Source organism: Lampropedia hyalina DSM 16112 (genome assembly GCF_900129055.1).
Lineage (GTDB): Bacteria > Pseudomonadota > Gammaproteobacteria > Burkholderiales > Burkholderiaceae_C > Lampropedia > Lampropedia hyalina.
The window spans coordinates 31,302-51,692 of sequence record NZ_FQUZ01000010.1 but is presented as its reverse complement, the minus strand read 5'-3'; the positions used below and the strand labels follow the sequence as shown (position 1 = coordinate 51,692).

At 62.6% G+C, this 20,391-nt stretch carries 18 protein-coding genes; 11 read left to right on the top strand and 7 right to left on the bottom strand.

Translation table 11 applies throughout. The features are described from left to right. Positions 1 to 6: 6 nt before the first annotated feature. The 3 genes from BUE21_RS05710 (at position 7) to BUE21_RS05700 (ending at position 1,890) form a co-directional block, all read left to right on the top strand. Positions 7 to 798 (top strand): hypothetical protein, encoded by a 792-nt coding sequence (locus BUE21_RS05710; protein WP_073355637.1) that lies wholly within the window; start codon positions 7 to 9, stop codon positions 796 to 798. Continuing rightward, on the top strand, positions 795 to 1,241 hold the full coding sequence (dut, locus tag BUE21_RS05705) for a dUTP diphosphatase (protein ID WP_073355635.1): 447 nt from the start codon (positions 795 to 797) through the stop codon (positions 1,239 to 1,241). Before BUE21_RS05710 ends, dut begins: the two co-directional genes overlap by 4 nt. Positions 1,242 to 1,515: 274 nt before the next feature. Continuing rightward, positions 1,516 to 1,890 carry a DUF3817 domain-containing protein gene (locus tag BUE21_RS05700; protein ID WP_073355631.1) on the top strand — a complete coding sequence of 125 codons (375 nt, stop codon included), beginning with the start codon at positions 1,516 to 1,518 and terminating at the stop codon, positions 1,888 to 1,890. A 97-nt stretch (positions 1,891 to 1,987) separates the two neighbouring features. Here the strand turns inward: BUE21_RS05700 and BUE21_RS05695 are convergent, their stop codons facing one another. From BUE21_RS05695 to ppk2, 4 genes are all read right to left on the bottom strand, one after another. Further along, entirely contained in the window at positions 1,988 to 2,944 is a 957-nt protein-coding gene (locus tag BUE21_RS05695) for a porin (RefSeq protein ID WP_073355628.1), read from the bottom strand. Positions 2,945 to 3,213: 269 nt separating this feature from the next. Beyond that, positions 3,214 to 3,807 carry a mechanosensitive ion channel family protein gene (locus BUE21_RS05690; protein ID WP_073355625.1) on the bottom strand — a complete coding sequence of 198 codons (594 nt, stop codon included), beginning with the start codon at positions 3,805 to 3,807 and terminating at the stop codon, positions 3,214 to 3,216. A gap of 38 nt (positions 3,808 to 3,845) precedes the next feature. Beyond that, on the bottom strand, positions 3,846 to 5,408 hold the full coding sequence (lysS, locus tag BUE21_RS05685) for a lysine--tRNA ligase (RefSeq protein WP_073355622.1): 1,563 nt from the start codon (positions 5,406 to 5,408) through the stop codon (positions 3,846 to 3,848). A gap of 143 nt (positions 5,409 to 5,551) precedes the next feature. Further along, positions 5,552 to 6,412: a polyphosphate kinase 2 gene (gene ppk2, locus BUE21_RS05680; RefSeq protein WP_407656054.1), complete on the bottom strand. Its 861-nt coding sequence runs from the start codon at positions 6,410 to 6,412 to the stop codon at positions 5,552 to 5,554. Between the two features lie 337 nt (positions 6,413 to 6,749). Here ppk2 and BUE21_RS05675 point away from each other — a divergent pair, with 337 nt between their 5' ends. From BUE21_RS05675 to BUE21_RS05665, 3 genes are all read left to right on the top strand, one after another. Next, complete coding sequence (locus tag BUE21_RS05675) at positions 6,750 to 8,075, top strand: nucleoside recognition domain-containing protein (protein ID WP_073355617.1); 1,326 nt, start codon at positions 6,750 to 6,752, stop codon at positions 8,073 to 8,075. A gap of 108 nt (positions 8,076 to 8,183) precedes the next feature. Continuing rightward, on the top strand, positions 8,184 to 9,515 hold the full coding sequence (locus BUE21_RS05670; RefSeq protein ID WP_159435809.1) for a tetratricopeptide repeat protein: 1,332 nt from the start codon (positions 8,184 to 8,186) through the stop codon (positions 9,513 to 9,515). Between the two features lie 22 nt (positions 9,516 to 9,537). After that, positions 9,538 to 10,536 (top strand): bifunctional riboflavin kinase/FAD synthetase, encoded by a 999-nt coding sequence (locus BUE21_RS05665; RefSeq protein ID WP_073355610.1) that lies wholly within the window; start codon positions 9,538 to 9,540, stop codon positions 10,534 to 10,536. 199 nt (positions 10,537 to 10,735) lie between these two features. Here the strand turns inward: BUE21_RS05665 and BUE21_RS05660 are convergent, their stop codons facing one another. Both BUE21_RS05660 and BUE21_RS05655 read right to left on the bottom strand, forming a co-directional pair. After that, a complete protein-coding gene (locus BUE21_RS05660) occupies positions 10,736 to 11,110 on the bottom strand; it encodes a DciA family protein (protein WP_084522920.1) in 375 nt (124 codons plus the stop codon). Further along, complete coding sequence (locus BUE21_RS05655) at positions 11,091 to 13,394, bottom strand: NADP-dependent malic enzyme (RefSeq protein WP_073355606.1); 2,304 nt, start codon at positions 13,392 to 13,394, stop codon at positions 11,091 to 11,093. Before BUE21_RS05655 ends, BUE21_RS05660 begins: the two co-directional genes overlap by 20 nt. 336 nt (positions 13,395 to 13,730) lie before the next feature. On the opposite strand from BUE21_RS05655, the gene BUE21_RS05650 reads away from it, so the two are divergent. The 5 genes from BUE21_RS05650 to BUE21_RS05630 all read left to right on the top strand — a co-directional run bounded on the left by BUE21_RS05650 (position 13,731) and on the right by BUE21_RS05630 (position 18,741). After that, positions 13,731 to 14,210, top strand: coding sequence for a rhodanese-like domain-containing protein (locus BUE21_RS05650; RefSeq protein ID WP_073355603.1), 480 nt, complete (start codon positions 13,731 to 13,733; stop codon positions 14,208 to 14,210). A 60-nt stretch (positions 14,211 to 14,270) separates the two neighbouring features. Further along, positions 14,271 to 15,176: a serine O-acetyltransferase EpsC gene (gene epsC / locus BUE21_RS05645; RefSeq protein WP_073355601.1), complete on the top strand. Its 906-nt coding sequence runs from the start codon at positions 14,271 to 14,273 to the stop codon at positions 15,174 to 15,176. Further along, complete coding sequence (locus tag BUE21_RS05640) at positions 15,173 to 15,463, top strand: helix-turn-helix domain-containing protein (RefSeq protein WP_073355598.1); 291 nt, start codon at positions 15,173 to 15,175, stop codon at positions 15,461 to 15,463. Before epsC ends, BUE21_RS05640 begins: the two co-directional genes overlap by 4 nt. Before the next feature lie 200 nt (positions 15,464 to 15,663). Further along, on the top strand, positions 15,664 to 16,602 hold the full coding sequence (locus tag BUE21_RS05635) for a family 2A encapsulin nanocompartment shell protein (protein WP_073355595.1): 939 nt from the start codon (positions 15,664 to 15,666) through the stop codon (positions 16,600 to 16,602). A gap of 24 nt (positions 16,603 to 16,626) precedes the next feature. Beyond that, positions 16,627 to 18,741, top strand: coding sequence for a family 2A encapsulin nanocompartment cargo protein cysteine desulfurase (locus BUE21_RS05630; RefSeq protein WP_234971063.1), 2,115 nt, complete (start codon positions 16,627 to 16,629; stop codon positions 18,739 to 18,741). A 29-nt stretch (positions 18,742 to 18,770) separates the two neighbouring features. On the opposite strand, the gene BUE21_RS05625 is transcribed toward BUE21_RS05630, so the two are convergent. Beyond that, complete coding sequence (locus tag BUE21_RS05625; RefSeq protein WP_073355592.1) at positions 18,771 to 20,150, bottom strand: class I SAM-dependent methyltransferase; 1,380 nt, start codon at positions 20,148 to 20,150, stop codon at positions 18,771 to 18,773. Positions 20,151 to 20,391: the final 241 nt, after the last annotated feature.

The window sequence follows — 20,391 nt, the reverse complement described above, 5'->3', positions numbered from 1 at the left end:
GTGCCGATGACTGTTTGCACTGCGGCCATCCGCATGGCACTGCCCCTGCTGGCGGGGCTGCTGTTGCTGGCCTGTGGCCACAAGCCGCCCACGCCCGCCTGGCAGATCAACAGCCATGCCGCGCTGCAAGCCGCTGAGAATGCCTGGCTGGCAGGTCGCACCTCTGAAGCGCAGCACGAATGGAACAAGGCACGCGAGCAAGTATCGCTCACTGGCGATCCTGCCCGGCTGGCGCGACTGGAGTTGCGCCGGTGTGCCGTGCAGGTGGCCAGTCTGGACTGGCAGGATTGCACCGGCTTCGAGGTGTTGCGCCCGGTCGCAGGGCAGGTCGAGCAGGCGTATGCGGATTATCTGTACGCACCATCGGCCACGCTGCAAACCCCGCTGTTGCCTGCCGCCCAGCAAGGTGTGGCACGGGTGCTGGAGGCGGACGCACCGGCAGCCTTCCCACAGGCCGTGGCAGCAGTGGCCAAGGTGGAAGAGCCGCTTTCGCGCCTGTTGGCTGCTGCCGTGGCATTGCGCCGCTACGGTGCTGCCGAGAATATGCCGGAAAACGCCGATGGCCCGGCCATGCAGACCCTGCTGCAAACCGCCATTGACACCGCTTCGGCACAGGGGTGGCGACGGCCTTTGCTGGCGTGGCTGGCCTTGCAGGCACAATACGCCCAGCGCAGCGGCAATGAAGCCCTGTTGGTCGAAAGCCAGATGCGCATCCGCCTGATTGAAAACCGGGGCACTGCCAGTGCTTCCCCTGCCATCGCCCCGGCTACCGGGGCCGAACCTTCCGATAGACCATGAAACTCGATGTCAAGATTCTCGATGCCCGTCTGCACGGGCAACTCCCCCAATACGCCACGGCAGGCAGTGCCGGCCTGGACTTGCGGGCCATGCTGGAGCAGCCGCTGGCCCTGGAGCCGGGGCAGGTCGAGCTGATTCCCACCGGGCTGGCGATTCACCTCGAAGACCCCGGCTATGCTGCGCTGATTCTGCCGCGCTCGGGCCTGGGGCACAAACAGGGGCTGGTGCTGGGCAATCTGGTCGGGCTGATCGACAGCGACTATCAGGGACAACTGATGGTCAGTGCCTGGAACCGCAGCAGCCAGACCGTGCAGATTGCACCGCTGGATCGGATCGCCCAGCTTGTCATCGTGCCGGTGGTGCAGGCCAGCCTGAACATCGTGCAGGAGTTTGTGGCCTCCGAACGCGGCGCAGGTGGTTACGGTTCCACCGGAAAGCAGTAAGAACCTGTTCATGATCTTTTCATGGGGTACGTTGCCCCGTCAGGCAGGTCAATGCAAGGCGCAAACCGCAGTCGGGCTGGTGGCCCGGCGAGGATTTGCAACGCCGCAGTGGCCTGCCTGACGGGGCAACCCAAAGGGCACGATGCCAAAACTGCCCCACTCGGCGTTGCACGGCTTGCACAGACACCCAGTCTGTGCTGCGCCGCGCGCCTTGATTGGAACAGTTTTGGCATCGTGCGTACCCCATGAAAAGATCATGAACAGGTTCTAAGCCATGGCCAATCCTTTTTCTTCTCCGGCTCCCGTATCTCCTATCGGTCGGCTGTTCAGTGTGGTGGCTCTGGTGGAGGCCTTGACCTGGGCCGGCTTGCTGCTGGGCATGTTCCTGAAATACGGCACCGGTACCACTGAAGTGCTGGTGTGGTGGTTTGGCCGCCTGCATGGAGTGGCTTTTCTGGTCTATGTGGCGGTGGCGGTTTGGACGGCTTCGCAGTTGCGCTGGTCGCTGTGGCACACCGTACTGGCGATTCTGGCTGCCATTCCGCCCCTGGTGACGCTGCCGCTGGAAATCGTCTATCGCAAGCGCGGACTGCTGGCCCCGGCCGCAGTAACGACGGCACGACCGAACCGCCGCCCTGGCAGGCTCTGACGGTGGTTGAAGTACAAAAAAACGCTGGCACCGTGTAACGGGCCAGCGTTTTTTTGATGGCCAGCCGCTGGCTTGCAGGGCTGGCAGGAGACGGGTATCAGAACAGGTGGCGGATACCCACAGCGATGGTGCTGCTATCCTTGCCGGGGTTATTGCCATATACGGCACCGTTGTCGCTTTCCAGTCCGGTGTAGAAGCCGTACAGCTTGGTGCGCTTGCTCAGGTTGTAGTTGTATGCCAGCGTGTATTGCACGGCAGCACTGTCGCTGAGGTTTTCGTAGTCGTCGGCCCAGCCCACGTTCAGGTGGAATTCGGAATTGCCCACGGTGTAGGCACCTGCCAGACGGGCAGAGAAGCGGTCGCCATAACGGGTGCTGATCTCGCTGTCATCGTCGTACTGCACATAGCCGCCCAGGGTGAACGGGCCGGTGGTGTAGAGTGCGCGCAGCGTGTAGGCTTCCCAGTCGTTCCACTTGGCAAAGCCAAAGCCCAGATCCAGTGCGCCGGCCTGATAGGTGGCACTCAGATCATAGGGGGAGTCATTGCCGTGGTTGTCCTCGAAGCCATAGCCCACTTCCAGTACCAGACCGCCCAGCGAGGGGGTGCGGTAGCCGATCTTGGAGGTGTTGGTGACTGGGTAGGCGAACAGTTTGTCGGCAGACGAGCCGACATCGTGGTTGTGCAGGCTGATCCAGTCGGCGGTGTAGGTGTAGGCCGTGGAGTTGTAGTTGCCCAGCTTCACGGTACCGAAGCCACCGCTGAGGGCGACATGGGTTTCGCGCTCGAAACCGGTGGAGGCACCGGTGGTGGCATCGACTTCGCGCTCCAGCACGAAGCTGGCGGTCAGGCCGTTGCCCAGGTCTTCCGTGCCCTTGAAGCCAATGAAGGAGCCGGAGCTTTTCAGGCCGGTGGTGGAGCCGCTGGTGCCGTCCACATCCTCGTATTCGACCGTGGTGTTCACGCGGCCATACAGGGTCACGCTGCTTTGGGCATGGGCGGCCACGCCCGTGAACAGGGCGGCCAGTGCGGTCAGGTGAATTGCTGTTTTTTTCATGGTGGTCAGTAAAGATGAAGGTCAAAAAAAGTCGCCATCCCGACAGGAGGAATGTGCCGTGGCTGCAACCGGAACATGGCATGAAACCAGTGTCAGGGCATCGGGCACACAAAGATCAGGGCAGGTAGCGGACACCAGTCTAAAGGATTCACGAAATTGTTATAAGCAAATTTCACGCCATTTTCCACGAGTGCCCGCCGGTGTTGTCAGAAGGTCACATTTCTGTCAAGAAGCGGGTGCGTGGGTTTTCTGCTGGGGATGTGGCCGCGCTAAATCCTGCGCTGCCAGTGGTAGTGCTTGCGGTCGTTTTCGTCGGGTTGCCAGCGGCGGATGGTTTTCTGGAAGAACGCGCTGTTGGGAATTTGCAGCAGCGCGCCTTCGGTGGCTTCGCCGTTGAGGTCTTCCAGCGTGGTGTAGAGCAGGTGAATGACCAGCACTCGTCCCTTGACGCCGGGTTTGTCGGCAGCATCCAGAATCTCCAGGGTGTCCCCGATGCGAAAGGGCGTGGCCGTGAATATCAGGAACGAGCAAAACAGGTTGGAGAGTACGCTCCAGGCGGCAAAAAATGCCACTGCCGCCATTGCGGCAAAGCCCGACAGGGCCGTCCACAGCACCGGAGCCGATACACCCAGGCGTTGCAGCACCATCAGTGCCGCCACCGCGATGATGAGCCAGCCGCCCAGGGTGCGCATGGGAACCACCATGTCGGCCGGCAGGCTGTATTGCATGGCCAGCCGCTGGATCAGCTTGCCCAGCATGCGTTTGATGAACCAGGCGATGCCCATAATCAGGGCAATCTGCAAGGTCAGTACCAAGGGTGTGACCCATTCGTGTGCCCAGACGGGCAGGTGGGCTTGAAACATGCGCGGTTCTGGTGCGTGGAAGAATGGTGGCAATGGGGTCAGGCGTTCTTGCCGGCTTCGCGTCGCAGGGCCGGGAACAGGATGACATCGCGGATGCTGGGGCTGTCGGTGAGCAGCATCATCAGCCGGTCCAGCCCCACGCCACAGCCGCCGGTGGGCGGCATGCCGTATTCCAGCGCGCGCACGAAGTCGTGGTCGTAGAACATGGCTTCGTCGTCGCCGCCGTCCTTGGCGGCCACCTGGGCGTTGAAGCGTTCGGCCTGGTCTTCGGCATCGTTGAGTTCCGAGAAGCCATTGGCCATTTCGCGGCCGGTGATGTACAGCTCGAAGCGTTCGGTGACTTCGGGGCGTTCATCGTTGGCGCGCGCCAGTGGCGAGATTTCGGTGGGGTGCTCCATGATGAAGGTGGGTTGCCAGAGCTTTTCTTCCACGGCTTCCTCAAAGTACAGGACTTGCAGCGAGGCCAGGCTGCGGGTGCTCAGGCGATCCTTGGCTTCCGACAGGCCCAGCTTGCGCAGGGATGTGATGAGCCAGTCGCGGTCATCGACGTGTTCCCCGGCATCGGTGTGGGCGACGATGGCTTCGCGGATGGTCAGGCGCGCAAAGGGCTGGGCCAGGTCCACTGCCTGCCCCTGGTAGGTCAGTTGCAGGTTGCCGACGGCCTGCTTGGCGACGTGGCGCAGCAGCTCTTCGGTGAAGTCCATCAGGTCGCGGTAGTTCCAGTAGGCCGCGTAGAACTCCATCATGGTGAATTCGGGGTTGTGGCGCACCGAGATGCCTTCGTTGCGGAAGCTGCGGTTGATCTCGAACACGCGCTCGAAGCCGCCCACGATCAGCCGCTTCAGGTACAGCTCCGGCGCAATACGCAGGTACATGTCCTGATCGAGGGCATTGTGGTGGGTGACGAAGGGCTTGGCGTTGGCACCGCCCGGAATGGGGTGCAGCATGGGCGTTTCGACTTCAAGGAATTCGTGTTCGACCATGAACTGGCGCACGCTGGAAATGGCCTTGCTGCGGGCGGCAAAGCGTTCGCGTGTGTCGCTGTCGGTGATGAGATCGACGTAACGCTGGCGGTACTTGAGTTCTTGGTCGGCAATGCCGTGGAATTTGTCGGGCAACGGGCGCAGGCTCTTGGTGAGCAGCCGCAGGGTTTCGACCTTGATGGAGAGTTCGCCGGTCTTGGTCTTGAACAGGCTGCCTTCGGCGGCAACGATGTCGCCCAGGTCCCAGCGTTTGAAGCTGGAGTACACGTCTTCGCCCACGGCATCGCGGCCAATGTAGAGCTGGATGCGGCCTGTGGCATCCTGCACAGTGGCAAAACTGGCCTTGCCCATGACGCGCTTGAGCATCATGCGTCCGGCGACCGAGACGGTTAGGGACTGGGCCTCCAGTGCCGCGCCGTCTTCGGCACCGTGGCGGTCGTGCAGGTTCTGGGCACGGTGCTGGGGCTTGAAGTCGTTGGGGAAGGCGGGTTGCTGCCGTGCGGCGGACTGCTCGCGCAGCTCGCGCAGCTTGTCGCGGCGTTCGGCGATCAACTGGTTTTCGTCGGTGGCCGGTGCATCCTGCACGGCTGGGGAGGTGTTGGGGGCGTTGTCAGACATGCGCGTGGCCGAGTGTGTCGGTAAAGAGGACAAAGCGGACTATTTTACCCGGCTGCTTACCGGTTGCCGCTGCCAACATGGGCCTGCATGAACGGGGCAGGCCCTCACCTCTGAATGCCACTGCCCCTTTCGGATGTGACCGCTCAATAAATGCGTGGCACTTTCATGGTGTCCGGCACGGGGTGGCGGATGTAGTCGGGATTGTGCACGCGCGGGGGCAGTTGCACAGGATCGTGCGGCACGTCACCATACGGAATCTGGTCGAGCAGGTGGGCGATGCAGTTCAGGCGCGCGCTTTTCTTGTCGTCGCCTTCGATGACCCACCAAGGTGAGTCGGCATGGTGGGTGCGCTCGAACATGGTTTCCTTGGCCTTGGTGTAGTCTTCCCAGCGGCGGCGCGATTCCAGGTCCATAGGCGAGAGTTTCCATTGCTTGAGCGGATCGTGGATGCGCATCAGGAAACGCTTGTTCTGCTCCTCGTCGGTGATGGAGAACCAGTATTTGATGAGCACGATGCCCGAGCGGATCAGCATGCGCTCGAATTCCACCACGCTGCGAAAGAACTCTTCGTATTCGGCATCGGAGCAAAAACCCATGACCCTTTCGACCCCGGCGCGGTTGTACCAGCTGCGGTCGAACAGCACCATCTCCCCGCCCGCTGGCAGGTGGGCGGTGTAACGCTGGAAGTACCACTGGGTGCGCTCGCGCTCGCTGGGCGCGGGCAGGGCGGCAACGCGGCAGACGCGCGGGTTCAGCCGTTGGGTGATGCGCTTGATGGCTCCGCCCTTGCCGGCGGAATCGCGGCCCTCGAACAGCACCACGACTTTCAGCTTCTTGTGAACCACCCAGTCTTGCAGGCGCACCAGCTCGCCTTGCAGGCGCAGCAGTTCGCTGAAGTAGCGACGGCGCGAGATGTCGGTGGCCGAGGCGTTTTCGTTGCCGACCAGGGCATCAAGCCTGGCATCGTCCATCTCCAGTTCCAGCTCCTCGTCCAGATCATCCATGATGTCTGCTTGGAGTTGCCGGATTTGCGAACCCAGGTCCGGTTCATCGTTGATCGCGGGGGCGAAATCTTTGTCCATGTGAATTCTGCTTGGGAGATACTGGGTGAAAATTCCACCAACCGGGAGGGTGCCCGTCATGCGTGAGCGCAGTGGCACGCCGCCAGGGTTGGCAAGGCTTTTTCTGTGAATGCCCTGGGTAAACCCAGGGCGCGGCCAGCATAATGGCCCCGCATGACAAAAACATGTCAAAGCCTCGCAGAGGGCCTGTTAAGCCCGTGCAAAGAGGGTGCCGGATACACCAAGCCCAGGCGGTGCCTGGAGTGGAATCGAGGGTTCAATGAACATCATTTTTCTGGCGATTGTGCTGATCGCATTCGCCACTGCGGCTTGGAAGCAGTGGCATTTTGTGCCTTCCGAGGCGCAGGGCAGTGGCCCGATGGAGCTGCTCTCCAGCGGCATGGTGGCATCGGCCACCGGTGCGATTGAGCTGGCCATCGGGCTGGTGGGGGTTCTTGCCCTGTTCCTGGGGTTGATGAAGGTGGCCGAGGAAGGCGGGATGCTGGTCATCATTGCCCGGCTGATTCGCCCGCTGATGGTGCGGCTGTTTCCGCAGGTGCCTGCCAATCACCCAGCCATGGGGGCGATGATTCTGAACATGTCGGCCAATGGGCTGGGGCTGGGCAATGCGGCCACGCCCTTTGGCATTCGTGCCATGCAGGAGCTGGACAAGCTCAATCCGCGCCCCGGTACGGCCACGAATGCGATGGCCATGTTTCTGGCCATCAATACCTCAGGCGTGACGCTGTTGCCAGCGAAGGTGATTGCCATCCGCGCGGCTGCTGGTTCGGCAGACCCTGCGGGCATTCTGCCGACCACGCTGTTTGCCACCGTGGTGTCCACGCTGGCCGCGATTGCGGCTGCGTGGTGGGTGCAGCGGTATTTCCCGGTGGGGCAGGCCACAGCGCACGAGTTGGCGATGGCACGCCCGTGGGTGAGCGACACGGCGGCAGGCACAGCAACCGATGATGCTGGCCCGACGGCGGCCCTGCTGGAAGATGACCGTGCCTATCCGGCCTGGGTGTGCTGGCTGGCCATGCTGGGCCTGTTGCTGGCGATTCCTGCCACCATTGTCTGGGGGCGGGCCATTGCCCCCTGGATTGTGCCGGGACTGATGGTGTCGTTTCTGCTGTTCGGCTGGGCGCGGGGCGTGCGCGTGTACGAGGCGTTCGTGGAAGGTGCCAAGGACGGGTTTCAGGTGGCCCTGCGCATCATGCCGTATCTGGTGGCGATTCTGGTGGCGGTGGGCATGTTGCGTGCCAGTGGCGCGCTGGATGTCATCGTGCAGGCTCTGGCGGTTTTTACCGCACCGCTGGGACTGCCTGCCGAGGCGTTGCCGATGGCGTTGCTGCGGCCTCTGTCCGGCTCGGGGGCATATGGGGTGATGAGTGCCATCATCCACGACCCGACGATTGGCCCCGACAGCTATGTGGGCTATCTGGTCTCCACCATTCAAGGCTCCACCGAAACCACGTTTTATGTGTTGGCCGTGTATTTCGGGGCCGTGCAGATTCGGCGCATCCGCCACACGCTGCTGGCGGCACTGACGGCCGATGTGGTGGCAGTGGTGGCCGCTGTGGCCATTTGCAGCTACCTGTTTGCCTGATGCCACCCATGCCTGCCATCCTTCATAATGGCTGGCTTGTTTTTCACCACGGCGCGAATGCCAGTGCGTTGCCTGCCAATGCGTGCCGTGGCCCTTGTTCGAGTTTTCATGAAGCCTACCCCAAACCAGACCCCTACCGATCCCCTGGCCGCGCTGCTGGCGCGTGCCCAGCAGGCCCTGGGCCGCAATGCCCTGCCTGAAGTGGCGCAGTTGCTGAATCAGGCGCAGCGCAGCCATCCGAACGATCCGCGCATCTTCATGCTGGGCGGTGTGCTGGCCGAGAAATCGGGCAAGACCGATCAGGCCATCGAGGCACTGGAGCACGCAGCGCGGCTGGCACCGCAATGGTGGCCTGCGCAACTGGAGCTGGCCTTGCTGCTGGCGCGCAGCAATCGTTTCACGCGTGCCCTGGAGCAGGCCGATCAGGTGTTCCGGTTGGCACCGACGCAATTGCCGGTGCTGCTCAATCTGGTGGATATTGCCCACCGCAGTGGCGATCTGGGGCGTGCCATCCGCTGGTTGCAGCAGGGCCTGCAACTGCGCTCGAACGACACGCTGTTGCAGGACTATCTGGCACGCGATCTGGCTGCCGTGGGGCGGCTGGATGAGGCTCTGGTGCTGTGGGCACAGGTGCTGGAACGCGAGCCGCAGAATGCCCCGGCGCGTCTGGCACGCCTGGAGGCCCTGGTCGAGGCCCAACGCCCGACAGAGGCCGCTGCCGATGTGCAGGTGCTGCTGCAACAGCAGCCCGACGATCCCGTGTACCGCTATTACGAGCAATGGACCCAGGGGCAGACTCCGCCGGTGCAGCCCGTCGAACTGCTGCGCTTGCGCTTCGATGGCATGGCCGAAGGCTACGACATCCACATGGTGCGGGTGCTGGGCTACCAGTTGCCCCAGCAGGTGGCTGAAGAACTGCGGAGCCTGTTCCCTGCCAGGGACGGGCATCTACTTGACCTGGGTTGTGGCACGGGTCTGCTGGGCCTGTACCTGGGGCCTTGGCAGGGCGCAGTGGTCGGGGTGGATATTTCACGCCCCATGCTGGACAGGGCGGCGCGCCACGGGGTGTACGACAAACTGCACCAGGTGAATGTGCTCGATGCACTGCGCGATACCCCGTCCGACCAGTACCAGATCATCACCGCGCTGGATGTATTTCCGTATGTGGGTGATCTGGCCCAAGCCATTGTCCATGCCGGGCGCATTCTGACCGCTGGCGGGGTTTTCATCGGCTCCACCGAAAAGGCCGATGCGCAAGCTGGCGCAGAGCGTGGCTATGTGCTGCAAGCCAATGGCCGCTATGCGCACCACCAAACCGCATTGCAAGCCTGGCTGGAAGCAGCAGGTTTTGTGCAGATTGAACTGCTGGAGCAGCCCTTGCGAACCGAACGGGGCCAGCCGGTAGTGGGCGTGGTAATCACAGCCCGCAAGCCTGCCTGAACCAACGGATCGAAGAAGCACCATGAGAGTTTTTCGCGGCATTCACCAAAGCGGCATTGCCAAGGGCTGTGCCGTCACCATCGGCAACTTCGACGGCCTGCACCGGGGCCATCAGGCCATGTTGGCCCTGTTGCGCAACGAGGCGGCCATCCGTGGCATCACCAGTTGCGCCCTGACCTTCGAGCCACACCCGCGCGACTATTTCGCCAAGGTGCTGAACCGGCCCGAGATCGCCCCTGCACGCATCGGCACACTGCGCGACAAGCTGGCCGATCTGGGCACGACGCAGATCGACCAGACCGTCATGCTGGCGTTCAACCGCGCACTGTCACAACTGGAGCCAGAGGCGTTCGTGGAGCGTGTGCTGGTGCAGGCCTTGCAGGCCAGGTATGTGCTGGTGGGCGACGATTTTCTGTTCGGCAAGGATCGGCGCGGCGATTACGCCTTGCTGGACCGGCTCGGTCGCCAGCATGGCTTCGACGTGGCCCGCATGAACAGCTACGAGGTTCACGGGGTGCGTGTGTCCAGTTCGGAGGTGCGCCACGCGCTGCGCGAAGGGCGCATGGCCGATGCCGCCGAACTGCTGGGCAGGCCCTATGCCATCAGCGGCCATGTGCTGCATGGGCGCAAGCTGGGGCGGCAACTGGGGGCCAGCAGCACGGCTGCCAGCGATGGCTTTCGCACGCTGAACCTGCACTTCAAGCACTGGAAGCCCGCTGCCAGTGGCATCTTCGTTGTGCAGGTGCATGGGCTGGACGACAAGCCCTTGCCGGGGGTGGCGAATCTGGGCATCCGCCCATCACTCGATCCGAACGATGTCAATGGCGGGCGTGTTCTGCTGGAGACCCACTGCCTGGACTGGCCTGCCCACCTGGGGCGCGAAGGCGGCTATGGCAAGGTCATCCGCGTGGAATTGCTGCACAAACTGCACGATGAGCTGAAATACCCCAGCCTGCAAGCCCTGACCGAAGGCATTGCCCGCGACACCGCCGATGCGCGGGCGTGGTTCAACCTTCCATAAGAACGTGTTTACGATCTCGTCGCGCAGCTGTATGGCTACGCCATACCCTGTGGGTTGCCCCTCAAGAGGCGCATCTGCGGCGTTGAAAATCCTCGCCGGGCCACCAGCCCGACTGCGGTTTTCGCCTTGCAGCTACGCCTCTTGAGGCACAACAGCACTCGCGCCGAGATCGTAAACACGTTCTAAGCGGCGGCCATCGTTACCGTACCGGTGACACCAGCACCCGAATGCCCTGAATGGCGTAGCCCTTGGTGCGCAGATGCGCTGTCAGGGCCGGGGTGAGCTGGCGCAGCTTGGCTGCCGCCGGGGCATTGGCCACGAACAGGCACCATTGCTGATTTTCCACTGCTCCGGCACGCAGACTGCGGAACAGGCCGGGGGGAACCAGTGCCTGCACCAGGGCCAGCATGGCCTGTGATTGCTGGGCCTGCCGCAGCAGGTGCGCCAGCATCGGGGCTTCATGCGCTGCCTGCTCCAGCGTCACGGGCTGGTTGCGGCGCGGCGGGCGGGCAGCGGGTGGCTGCTGGAAGGCAGGCATACGCGTGTCGTCGCTCTCAGCGCGGCGAGCTGGCATCCACCACCGCCAGGGCCGTCATATTGACGATGCGGCGCACCGTGGTGCTGGGGGTGAGCACATGCACGGGCTTGGCGGCATTGAGCAGGATGGGGCCGATGGCAATGTTGTTGCCTGCCGCCACCTTCAGCAGGTTGTAGGCGATGTTGGCCGCATCGATGTTCGGCAGTACCAGCAGGTTGGCATTGCCTTGCAGCGGAGAGTCGGGCAGGTAGGTGGCGCGGGCATTGCCATCGAGGGCCAGATCGCCGTGCATCTCGCCGTCCACGTCCAGCCAAGGGGCTTGAATCTTCAGCAATTCCAGTGTTTCGCGCATTTTCACGGCACTGGGCTGGTTGCTGCTGCCGAAGCTGGAATGCGAGAGCAGGGCCACACGCGGGTGGATGCCGAAGCGTTGCACTTCTTCGGCGGCAGCGATGGTGATTTCTGCCAGTTGCTCTGCGCTGGGGTCGTAATTGACGTGGGTATCGACCAGGAAGATTTGCCGGTCGGGCAGAATCAGCGCGTTCATGGCCGCGTAGGTCTTGGCACCGGGTTTCTTGCCGATCACCTGGTCAATGTAGTGCAGGTGCATGTTGCTGTGGCCCCAGGTGCCGGTAATCAGGCCATCGACGTAGCCTTTGTGCAGCAGCATGCTGCCGATCAGGGCCAGGCGGCGGCGCATTTCGATCTTGGCAATCGGCTGGGTCACGCCCTTGCGTGCCGTCATCTGGTAATAGGTTTTCCAGAAGTCGTTATAGCGGTCGTCCTTCTCTACGTTGATGACATCGTAGTCGCGGTCCTCTTTGAGGCGCAGCCCGAATTTTTCGATGCGCTGGGCAATGACGGAGGGGCGGCCAATCAGCGTGGGGCGTGCAATCTTGTCGTCCACCACGATCTGGGCGGCGCGCAGAATGCGCTCTTCCTCGCCTTCGGCATAGGCGATGCGCTTGTTGCTGGAGTTTTTGGCAGCGCGGATGATGGGCTTCATCATCGTGCCGGAGGCATAGACGAAGTTTTGCAGGCTCTGGCGATAGGCATCCATGTCGGTGATGGGACGCAGAGCCACACCGCTGTCGTGTGCGGCCTGTGCCACCGCAGGTGCGATATTGGTCATCAGGCGCGGATCGAATGGCTTGGGAATGACGTATTCCGGCCCGAAGCTGAGTTTTTCACCCACATAGGCGCGTGCCACTTCCTCGCTCTGCTCGGCCTGCGCCAGATCAACGATGGCATTGACGGCGGCGATTTCCATCTCGTCGGTGATGGCGGTCGCGCCACAGTCCAGTGCCCCCCGGAAGATGTAGGGGAAGCACAGGACGTTGTTCACCTGGTTGGGGTAGTCGGTGCGGCCGGTGGCAATGACGGCATCGTCGCGCACGGCCTTGACATCGTCGGGGTTGATTTCCGGGCTGGGGTTGGCCAGTGCCAGAATCAGCGGCTTGGCGGCCATGCGGGCCACCATGTCCTGCTTGAGCACGCCGCCTGCCGACAGTCCCAGGAACACGTCTGCACCGTCGATGGCTTCGGCCAGGGTGCGTTGCTCGGTTTTCTGGACGAAGGCCGCCTTGGTTTCGTCCATCAGCTCGGTGCGGCCTTCATAGACCAGCCCGTGGATGTCCGTGACCCAGATGTTCTCGCGTGGCAGGCCCAGCTTGAGCAACAGGCCCAGGCAGGCCAGCGCGGCCGCACCCGCGCCGGATGTCACCAGCTTCACTTCGCGGATGTCCTTGCCCACCACTTTCAGGCCGCCCAGCACCGCCGCACCGACCACGATGGCCGTGCCGTGCTGGTCGTCGTGGAAGACCGGAATCTTCATGCGCTTGCGCAGCTCGCGCTCAATGTAGAAGCACTCGGGGGCCTTGATGTCTTCGAGGTTGATACCGCCGAAGGTCGGCTCCAGCGAGGCGATGATGTCGATCAGCTTGTCGGGGTCCAGCTCGTCGATTTCGATGTCGAATACATCGATGCCGGAGAACTTCTTGAACAGCACCGCCTTGCCTTCCATGACAGGCTTGCTGGCCAGTGCGCCGATGTTGCCCAGACCCAGCACGGCAGTGCCGTTGCTGATGACACCCACCAGATTGGCGCGGCTGGTGTAACGGGCCGCGTTGGCGGGATCTTTCTGGATTTCCTCGCAGGGCGCGGCCACGCCGGGCGAGTAGGCCAGCGACAGATCATGCTGGTTGATGAGCTGCTTGGTTGCCATTACCCCTATCTTGCCCGGCTTGGGTTTCTCGTGGTATTCCAGGGCTGCTTCGCGCAGCAAAACGCTTTTTTGAATCGGGGTGCTGTTGTCAGGCATGGTATTGAATGCGACTGGTGTCGGGCTGTGGCCCTGGGGAAAATAGGTAAAAAGTCCATTGCACCAACCTTGTCTCCTTGTGGGCGGTCGGTGCAGGTTCCATTGTATGACGCTCGTCTTGAACCAGCCATTGCGGGGGCTTTGTGGACTGCTTCGCAAGGGTTTGCTTGCATTAAGGAAGGTTTGCGCGATGGCGAATCTGGTGGATGACCTGTCCTACACAAAAATTACTTTTCTGTATATTGAAAAATCTTTTTATTCTTTGTGGTTTGACTGAAAAAAAACTAAATTGTCGGCTTTAGACACCATGCAAGACCAACAAGAAAGGAAATCGAGATGGCCGACGACATTGCAGAAATCAGCATTCCAGAAATTCTGCGGGAAGAACTGGAAAAATCCATCGCCGCCCAACTGGGCTATGCAGGCAGTGTCACGCCCCAGCAGGCGTGGGACTTGCTCCAGAGCGGCGAGGCGGCTCTGGTGGATGTGCGTTCTGCGGAAGAACTCAAGTTTGTCGGGCAGGTGCCCGGCAATGTCCATGTGCCATGGGCCACTGGCACGGCACTGACGCGCAACCCCCGTTTCGTGCGCGAGCTGGAAGCCAAGCTGGCCTCGCGCGGTGGCAAGGAAGCCGTGGCCCTGCTGTTGTGCCGCTCGGGCAAGCGGTCGGTCTCGGCTGCCCAGGCCGCTACCCAGGCAGGCTTCACCCACGTCTTCAATGTGCTGGAAGGATTCGAGGGCGAGATCGATGCCACGGGGCAGCGCGGTCATGCCGATGGCTGGCGTTTCCGTGGTCTGCCCTGGGTGCAGGACTGATTCGCCCCCTGAGCCTTCCTTCTGTCCAGAAAAATAACGATTGCCCTGCGGAGAAATCAATTGGCCCAGTTTGATGTGAGTGAGGTGGTGCAGGCACTGCACCAGGTGCGGGATGAATGGCGTGAGTCGCAGCAGCGGGTCAAGGATCCGGCTGCACGCGAATTGCCGTCCATCGATGCGGTACAGCATATCGTGGAACAGCTCAAGGGTGCGTTGTTTCCGATGCGCCTGGGGCCGACAGACCTGCGCCACGAGAACGAAGACTACTATGTGGGCTATACGCTCAACGCTGCATTGCAGGCTCTGGTGCAGCAGGCCACGCTGGAGTTGAACTTCAATGCCCGCCTGCATGGTCAGCGCGATGGGGCACAGCTTCGCTCGCAGGCTGAAGCGGCGGTGCAGACCCTGGTGCGCGAATTGCCCACCATTCGCCGCCTGCTCGACAGCGATGTGCTGGCAGCCTATCGGGGCGATCCGGCCGCGCTGGGTGTGGACGAAATCCTGCTTTCCTATCCTGGCATTCTGGCCATGATTCACCACCGCATTGCCCATGTGCTGTACCGGCAGGGCTTGCGTCTGCTGGCACGCATGATCTCCGAACTGGCGCACAGTCAGACCGGTATCGACATTCATCCGGGGGCACAGATCGGCTCGGGTTTCTTCATCGACCACGGCACGGGGGTGGTGATTGGCGAAACCGCCGAAATCGGCCACAACGTGCGCATCTACCAGGCGGTGACGCTGGGCGCGCGCCGCTTTGCCAGGGACGAGGCAGGCAATCTGCTCAAAGGGCAGCCGCGCCATCCAGTGGTGGAGGACGATGTGGTGATCTACGCTGGGGCGACGATTCTGGGGCGGGTCACGCTGGGCAAGGGCGCGCAGATTGGTGGCAATGTCTGGGTCACCGAAAGCATTCCGCCAGGGGCCAGCGTGTCGCAGGCCAGCCTGCAAAGGGACAAGCCATGAATACAGGAGTGGTCTTTTCCAGCACACTGGTCGAGAACTTCGGCATCACCGTGCGCCAGTTGCGCGAACGCCAGGGCTGGTCGCAGGAGGAGCTGGCCGGACATTCGGGCCTGAATCGCTCGTACATCGGGGAGATTGAACGCGGCCGGGTCGTGCCTTCCGTGGTCACGGTGGAGAAACTGGCACTGGCCTTCAATGCCAGCGTCACCGAGGTTTTCGCTCATTGCGAAGCGATTGAGAAACGCCGCCGAAGTCCATTTGCCGAATCGTCTTCATGCGGTATGTGAGCTTTATGGTGTTTATATATAACGATATTGAATAAACATATTTCTTTGCGGCATATATTGATGGTGATAGCCGGTTGAGGGAAAGCCCCTGTGACTGGAAACTGTCGGCTGTTTTTGCAGTGTGCGCAGCCTGCATTGATTGGGCAATGCGCACGGTTTTTTCATCTGATCCTCAATCTTCAGAATAGGGAGTTTTCGTTATGACCGCAACCGTTGGTGGAACCACCGCCCTTGGCGACAATGCCGCAAGACAACTAGCCAATGCCACCAAGACTGCCCCGCAGCTGGCCACCATCAGCCCCCGCTGGCTGACCCATCTGCTGCAATGGGTGCCTGTGGAAGCCGGTATCTACCGCGTCAATCAGGTCAAGAACCCAGAGAACATCAAGGTCACCTGCACCGCCAAGGAAGACGAGTTCCAGCTCCCGCGCACCTTCGTCGATTACGACGAGAAGCCCCGCGAGTATTTCCTGAATGCCGTCTCCACCGTGCTGGACGTGCACACCCGCATTTCCGATCTCTACAGCAGCCCGCACGACCAGATCAAGGAACAGTTGCGCCTGACCATCGAGACCATCAAGGAAAACCAGGAAAGCGAACTCATCAACAACCCCGACTACGGCCTGCTGGCCCAGGTGTCGGAAGAGCAGCGCATCTTTCCGCTCACCGGCGCGCCCACGCCCGACGATCTGGACGAACTGCTCACCAAGGTCTGGAAGGAGCCCGCATTCTTCCTGGCACACCCGCTGGCCATTGCGGCCTTTGGCCGTGAAGCCACCCGCCGTGGCACGCCGCCGCCCACCGTCAGCCTGTTCGGCTCGCAGTTCATCACCTGGCGCGGCATTCCACTGATTCCTTCCAACAAGGTGCCAGTGGCCGATGGCAAGTCCAAGATTCTGCTGCTGCGCGTGGGCGACCGCCGCCAGGGCGTGGTGGGCCTGTTCCAGCCCGGCCTGCCCGGTGAGCAAAGCCCCGGCCTGTCGGTGCGTTTCATGGGCATCAACAACCACGCGATTGCGTCCTACCTGATCTCCCTGTACTGCTCGCTGGCCGTGCTCACCCCCGATGCACTGGCCGTGCTCGACGATGTGGAAATCAACAAGTACCACGACTATTCCGCGCTGGACACCTACAAGTAATCGGGAGGAAGTGTCTTGACTTCGATCATCACCTCCCAACCCGCCGGAGCAGGCGCGGCAGGCCCTGCCGATGCCGCCGCGCTCCCGCAGGCACCGGAGACACCGTTCGATCCGGCTGTGCTCGCACAGTTGGCAACGGCGTTCTTCCGTGCCTTGCCGGGAGAGGCTGCTGCACCGGCAGGGCTGCAATCGGCCAGTGGGGGTGCCAGCGCAACCCCGCTTTCCGCACCCGCCAGTGCGACCACGGCCAGCCACGCGCTGCCGTTTGGCCAGCAGCCCCAGACCCAACTGGCTCCTGCCGGATCGCCCCTGGCCAGCCCCGCTGGTACATCGCCGAACCTGCCGGGCACCCCGATTCCGCAGGGGCAGATACCAGGCGGCAATTTCACGCCGACCTCGCATGCGCAGGTGCTGTCGCTGGGCAACCGTGCCGGGGTGGCTGTGCCCCACGCACAGGCCGGCAATGGCGTGCCCGACAAGGCATTCTCCACATTGCCTGCCTATGAGCCACGGCTGGCCGGGCTGACCGATGGCGTGCCACAAGCCCATGCCGCCACAGCAGCGGCTGGTGCGCAGCATCCGGCTGCCGGTGCCTCGCCGTTCTACTTCGGCGGCGACCAGCACGGCAACCCGTCACCAGGCGGTGCTGCCACGGATGCCCATGCTGCCGATGCCAGTGGACTGGATGCCCTGAGCCGCCAAGCGATTGCCGCCCTCGCGGGTGGACAGCCTGTGCCCACGGTGGCACCCAACCTGCCGGGCAGTGCGGCGACGGCACATGCTCCCGCAGCAGTGGCCACGCCGCAGTACTACTTCGTCGATTCGGTGACGTTGCCCAGTGGCTATGTCACACCGGCCAAGCCGCATCCGCATGGTACCCACGCCGTGCCGCAGGCCGACCGGGGCCGCCATCCGGCCTTCGACGTGAATGCCGTGCGGCGCGACTTCCCGATCCTGCAAGAGCGCGTCAATGGCAAGCCGCTGATCTGGCTGGACAACGCTGCCACCACGCACAAGCCGCGCCAGGTGATCGAGCGCATCTCGTATTTCTACGAGCATGAGAACTCGAACATCCACCGCGCTGCCCACGAACTGGCCGCTCGCGCCACCGATGCCTACGAACACGCCCGCGAAGTGGTGCGCCGCTTCATCAACGCGCCGGACGTGAGCGAAGTCATCTTCCTGCGTGGCACCACCGAGGCCATCAACCTGATTGCCAAGGCCTGGGGTGGCCAGCATGTGGGCGAGGGCGACGAGATCATCGTCTCGCACCTGGAGCACCATGCCAACATCGTGCCGTGGCAGCAACTGGCGCAGGCCAAGGGCGCGAAGCTGCGGGTCATTCCAGTGGACGACCAGGGGCAGGTGCGGCTGGACGAGTACCGCAAGCTCATCAACGACCGCACGAAAATTGTGTCGGTGGCGCACGTCTCCAACGTGCTGGGCACGGTGGTTCCGGTCAAGGAAATCGTCGAGATCGCCAAACGCCACGGCATTACCACCGTGGTCGATGGTGCGCAGTCGATTGCCCACACCCCCGTGGACGTACAGGAACTGGGTGCCGATTTCTTCGTGTTCTCCGGGCACAAGATTTTCGGCCCCACGGGCATTGGCGTACTCTGGGGCAAGCGGGCCGTGCTGGAAGACACACCGCCCTGGCAGGGTGGTGGCAACATGATTGCCGATGTCACCTTCGAGAAAACCGTGTTCCAGCCCCTGCCCAACACCTTCGAGGCGGGCACGGGCAATATTGCCGATGCCGTGGGTCTGGGGGCTGCGCTGGAATACGTCGAGCGGCTGGGTATCGAGAACATCAGCCGCTACGAGCACGCACTGGTGGATTACGGCATGGAGCAACTGGGAGCGATTCCCGGTCTGCGCCTGATCGGCACCGTGCCCGGCAAGGCCAGTGTGCTCTCGTTCACCCTCGCGGGCTACAGCACCGATGAAGTGGGCAAGGCACTCAATGCCGAGGGCATTGCCGTGCGCACCGGCCACCATTGCGCCCAGCCAATTCTGCGCCGCTTCGGCGTGGAAACGGCCGTGCGCCCGTCGCTGGCGTTCTACAACACGTTTGACGAGATCGACAGCCTGACCACGGTGGTGCGCCGTCTGGCAGGCCAGCGTCGCGCGGGCTGAGCCGGTTCGCACTCTCCACACATGCCCGGTCAGGTGTTCTGGCCGGGCATTTTTTTCATTTTTTCGATGGCGGTGCCTGCTTCGGGCAGAAGCTGCCATTGCCCAAATCCGGCTTGCGCCAGGACGGCTTGCAAGGTCTGCGCACTGGCCGAAGCCACGGGAAAGGGAGGCGGCATGAAGTGCAGCCAGCCATTCCAGACCAACACTTGCAGCAACTGGCTGATGAAGCCAGGATTGCGGGCGTAGGCGGGCAGGCGGGCCAGATCGGCGTAGTGGCACGGGCCTTGCCGCAGGGCCTGCAACAGTGGCGTGAGTTGGGGCATCGGCACGGCAACGGGGCCGATGCGCGTTTGCAGCACCAGTTCGCTGGGTGCCGAAAGCGCGTCGGCAGCGGATGCGGCGGGCAAGCGCATAACCTGCTGTGCCAGCAGGGCACAGCGGTGCGCATCGGGGCCGAGCCGGTTGCCGTGCGGGGCGGTTTTCTGGTACAGGTCGCGCCGCTGGTTCTGGTTGCGGGCAATGTCGCGGGTGGTTTCCAGGGCCGCTGCATCGGCTCCCTGCCGCTGCATCTGCGCCAGCACGGGTTGCATCTGGGCGGGGATGGAGATGGCATCGATGTTGTCCAGCAGCGTGGCACTGCCCGCGTACTCGCAACCTGCCGCCGCGAAACGCGCCATCACGTCGGAGACGTGCAGTGAGTGCCACTCTGCGTTGAGGAATTCGTGGGCCATGTAGGCATCGTCCATCTGGTCGGCGCGTTCCATCTCCCGTTGGATGGCCGGGTGTTCGATGAAGTAGCCCGCGCCGTTGCGGGCCAGATGCTGCAACAGGTTCATGCTGGAGCGTGCCCGGCTGGCACTGTCGCCCGGCAGGTGCTGGCTGGCCATGCGCATGAGTTTCTGTGCGGCCGCAAACGAGGCCGAGCCGGGGTGGCTCATATAGGCCACATAGGCAATGCCACCCGGGCGCAGGCGTTGTTCGATGCAGCGGTCAATGGCCTGCCGGTCGGCTTCGCTGATCCACGAGTACACGCCGTGGGTGACGATGAAATCGCAATCCGGGGTGCCTGTGCCCAGCGCGTGGGCCGCAGTTTCGCTCAGGCTCTCGCAGACAAACTCCACGTTGTGCAGCCCGGCCTGTTGGGCCAGTTGCCGGGCGGTGTCGATTTCGCGCGCACTGAAGTCCACGCCGATGAAACGGCCTTGCGGATGACAGGCCGCCGCAACCAGCGTGCTCAGGCCCATTCCACAACCCAGTTCCAGCCAGGTGAAGGGCTGGCGCAGATCGGGCATGTGCCGCCCCAGAGCCTGCAAGGTGCAGACCAGCCAGACGGGCATGATCTCGCGGTGGAAGTGGGCGGGGTAGGCCACATCGGTGATGTAGCCATGGGCATCGTGGCGGTCGGTCATGGGGCAAAAGCGGGCGAAAAAAGGCTGGCGTGGGCTGTTGAAATGGCAAAAAGCCACCGACGGCAGGGGATAGCTTCCGTCGGTGGCTTGTGGGGGCAAACCTTCTTAGAACGTGTTTACGATTTCTTCCCGATGCTGTTCAGTCAAGAAAAGTACCCGTCATTCCCGCGAAAGCGGGAATCCAGTAGCAAGGCATCCCATTGAGAAGCCAGGTGTTCTTTGGATACGTCGTCACTGGATT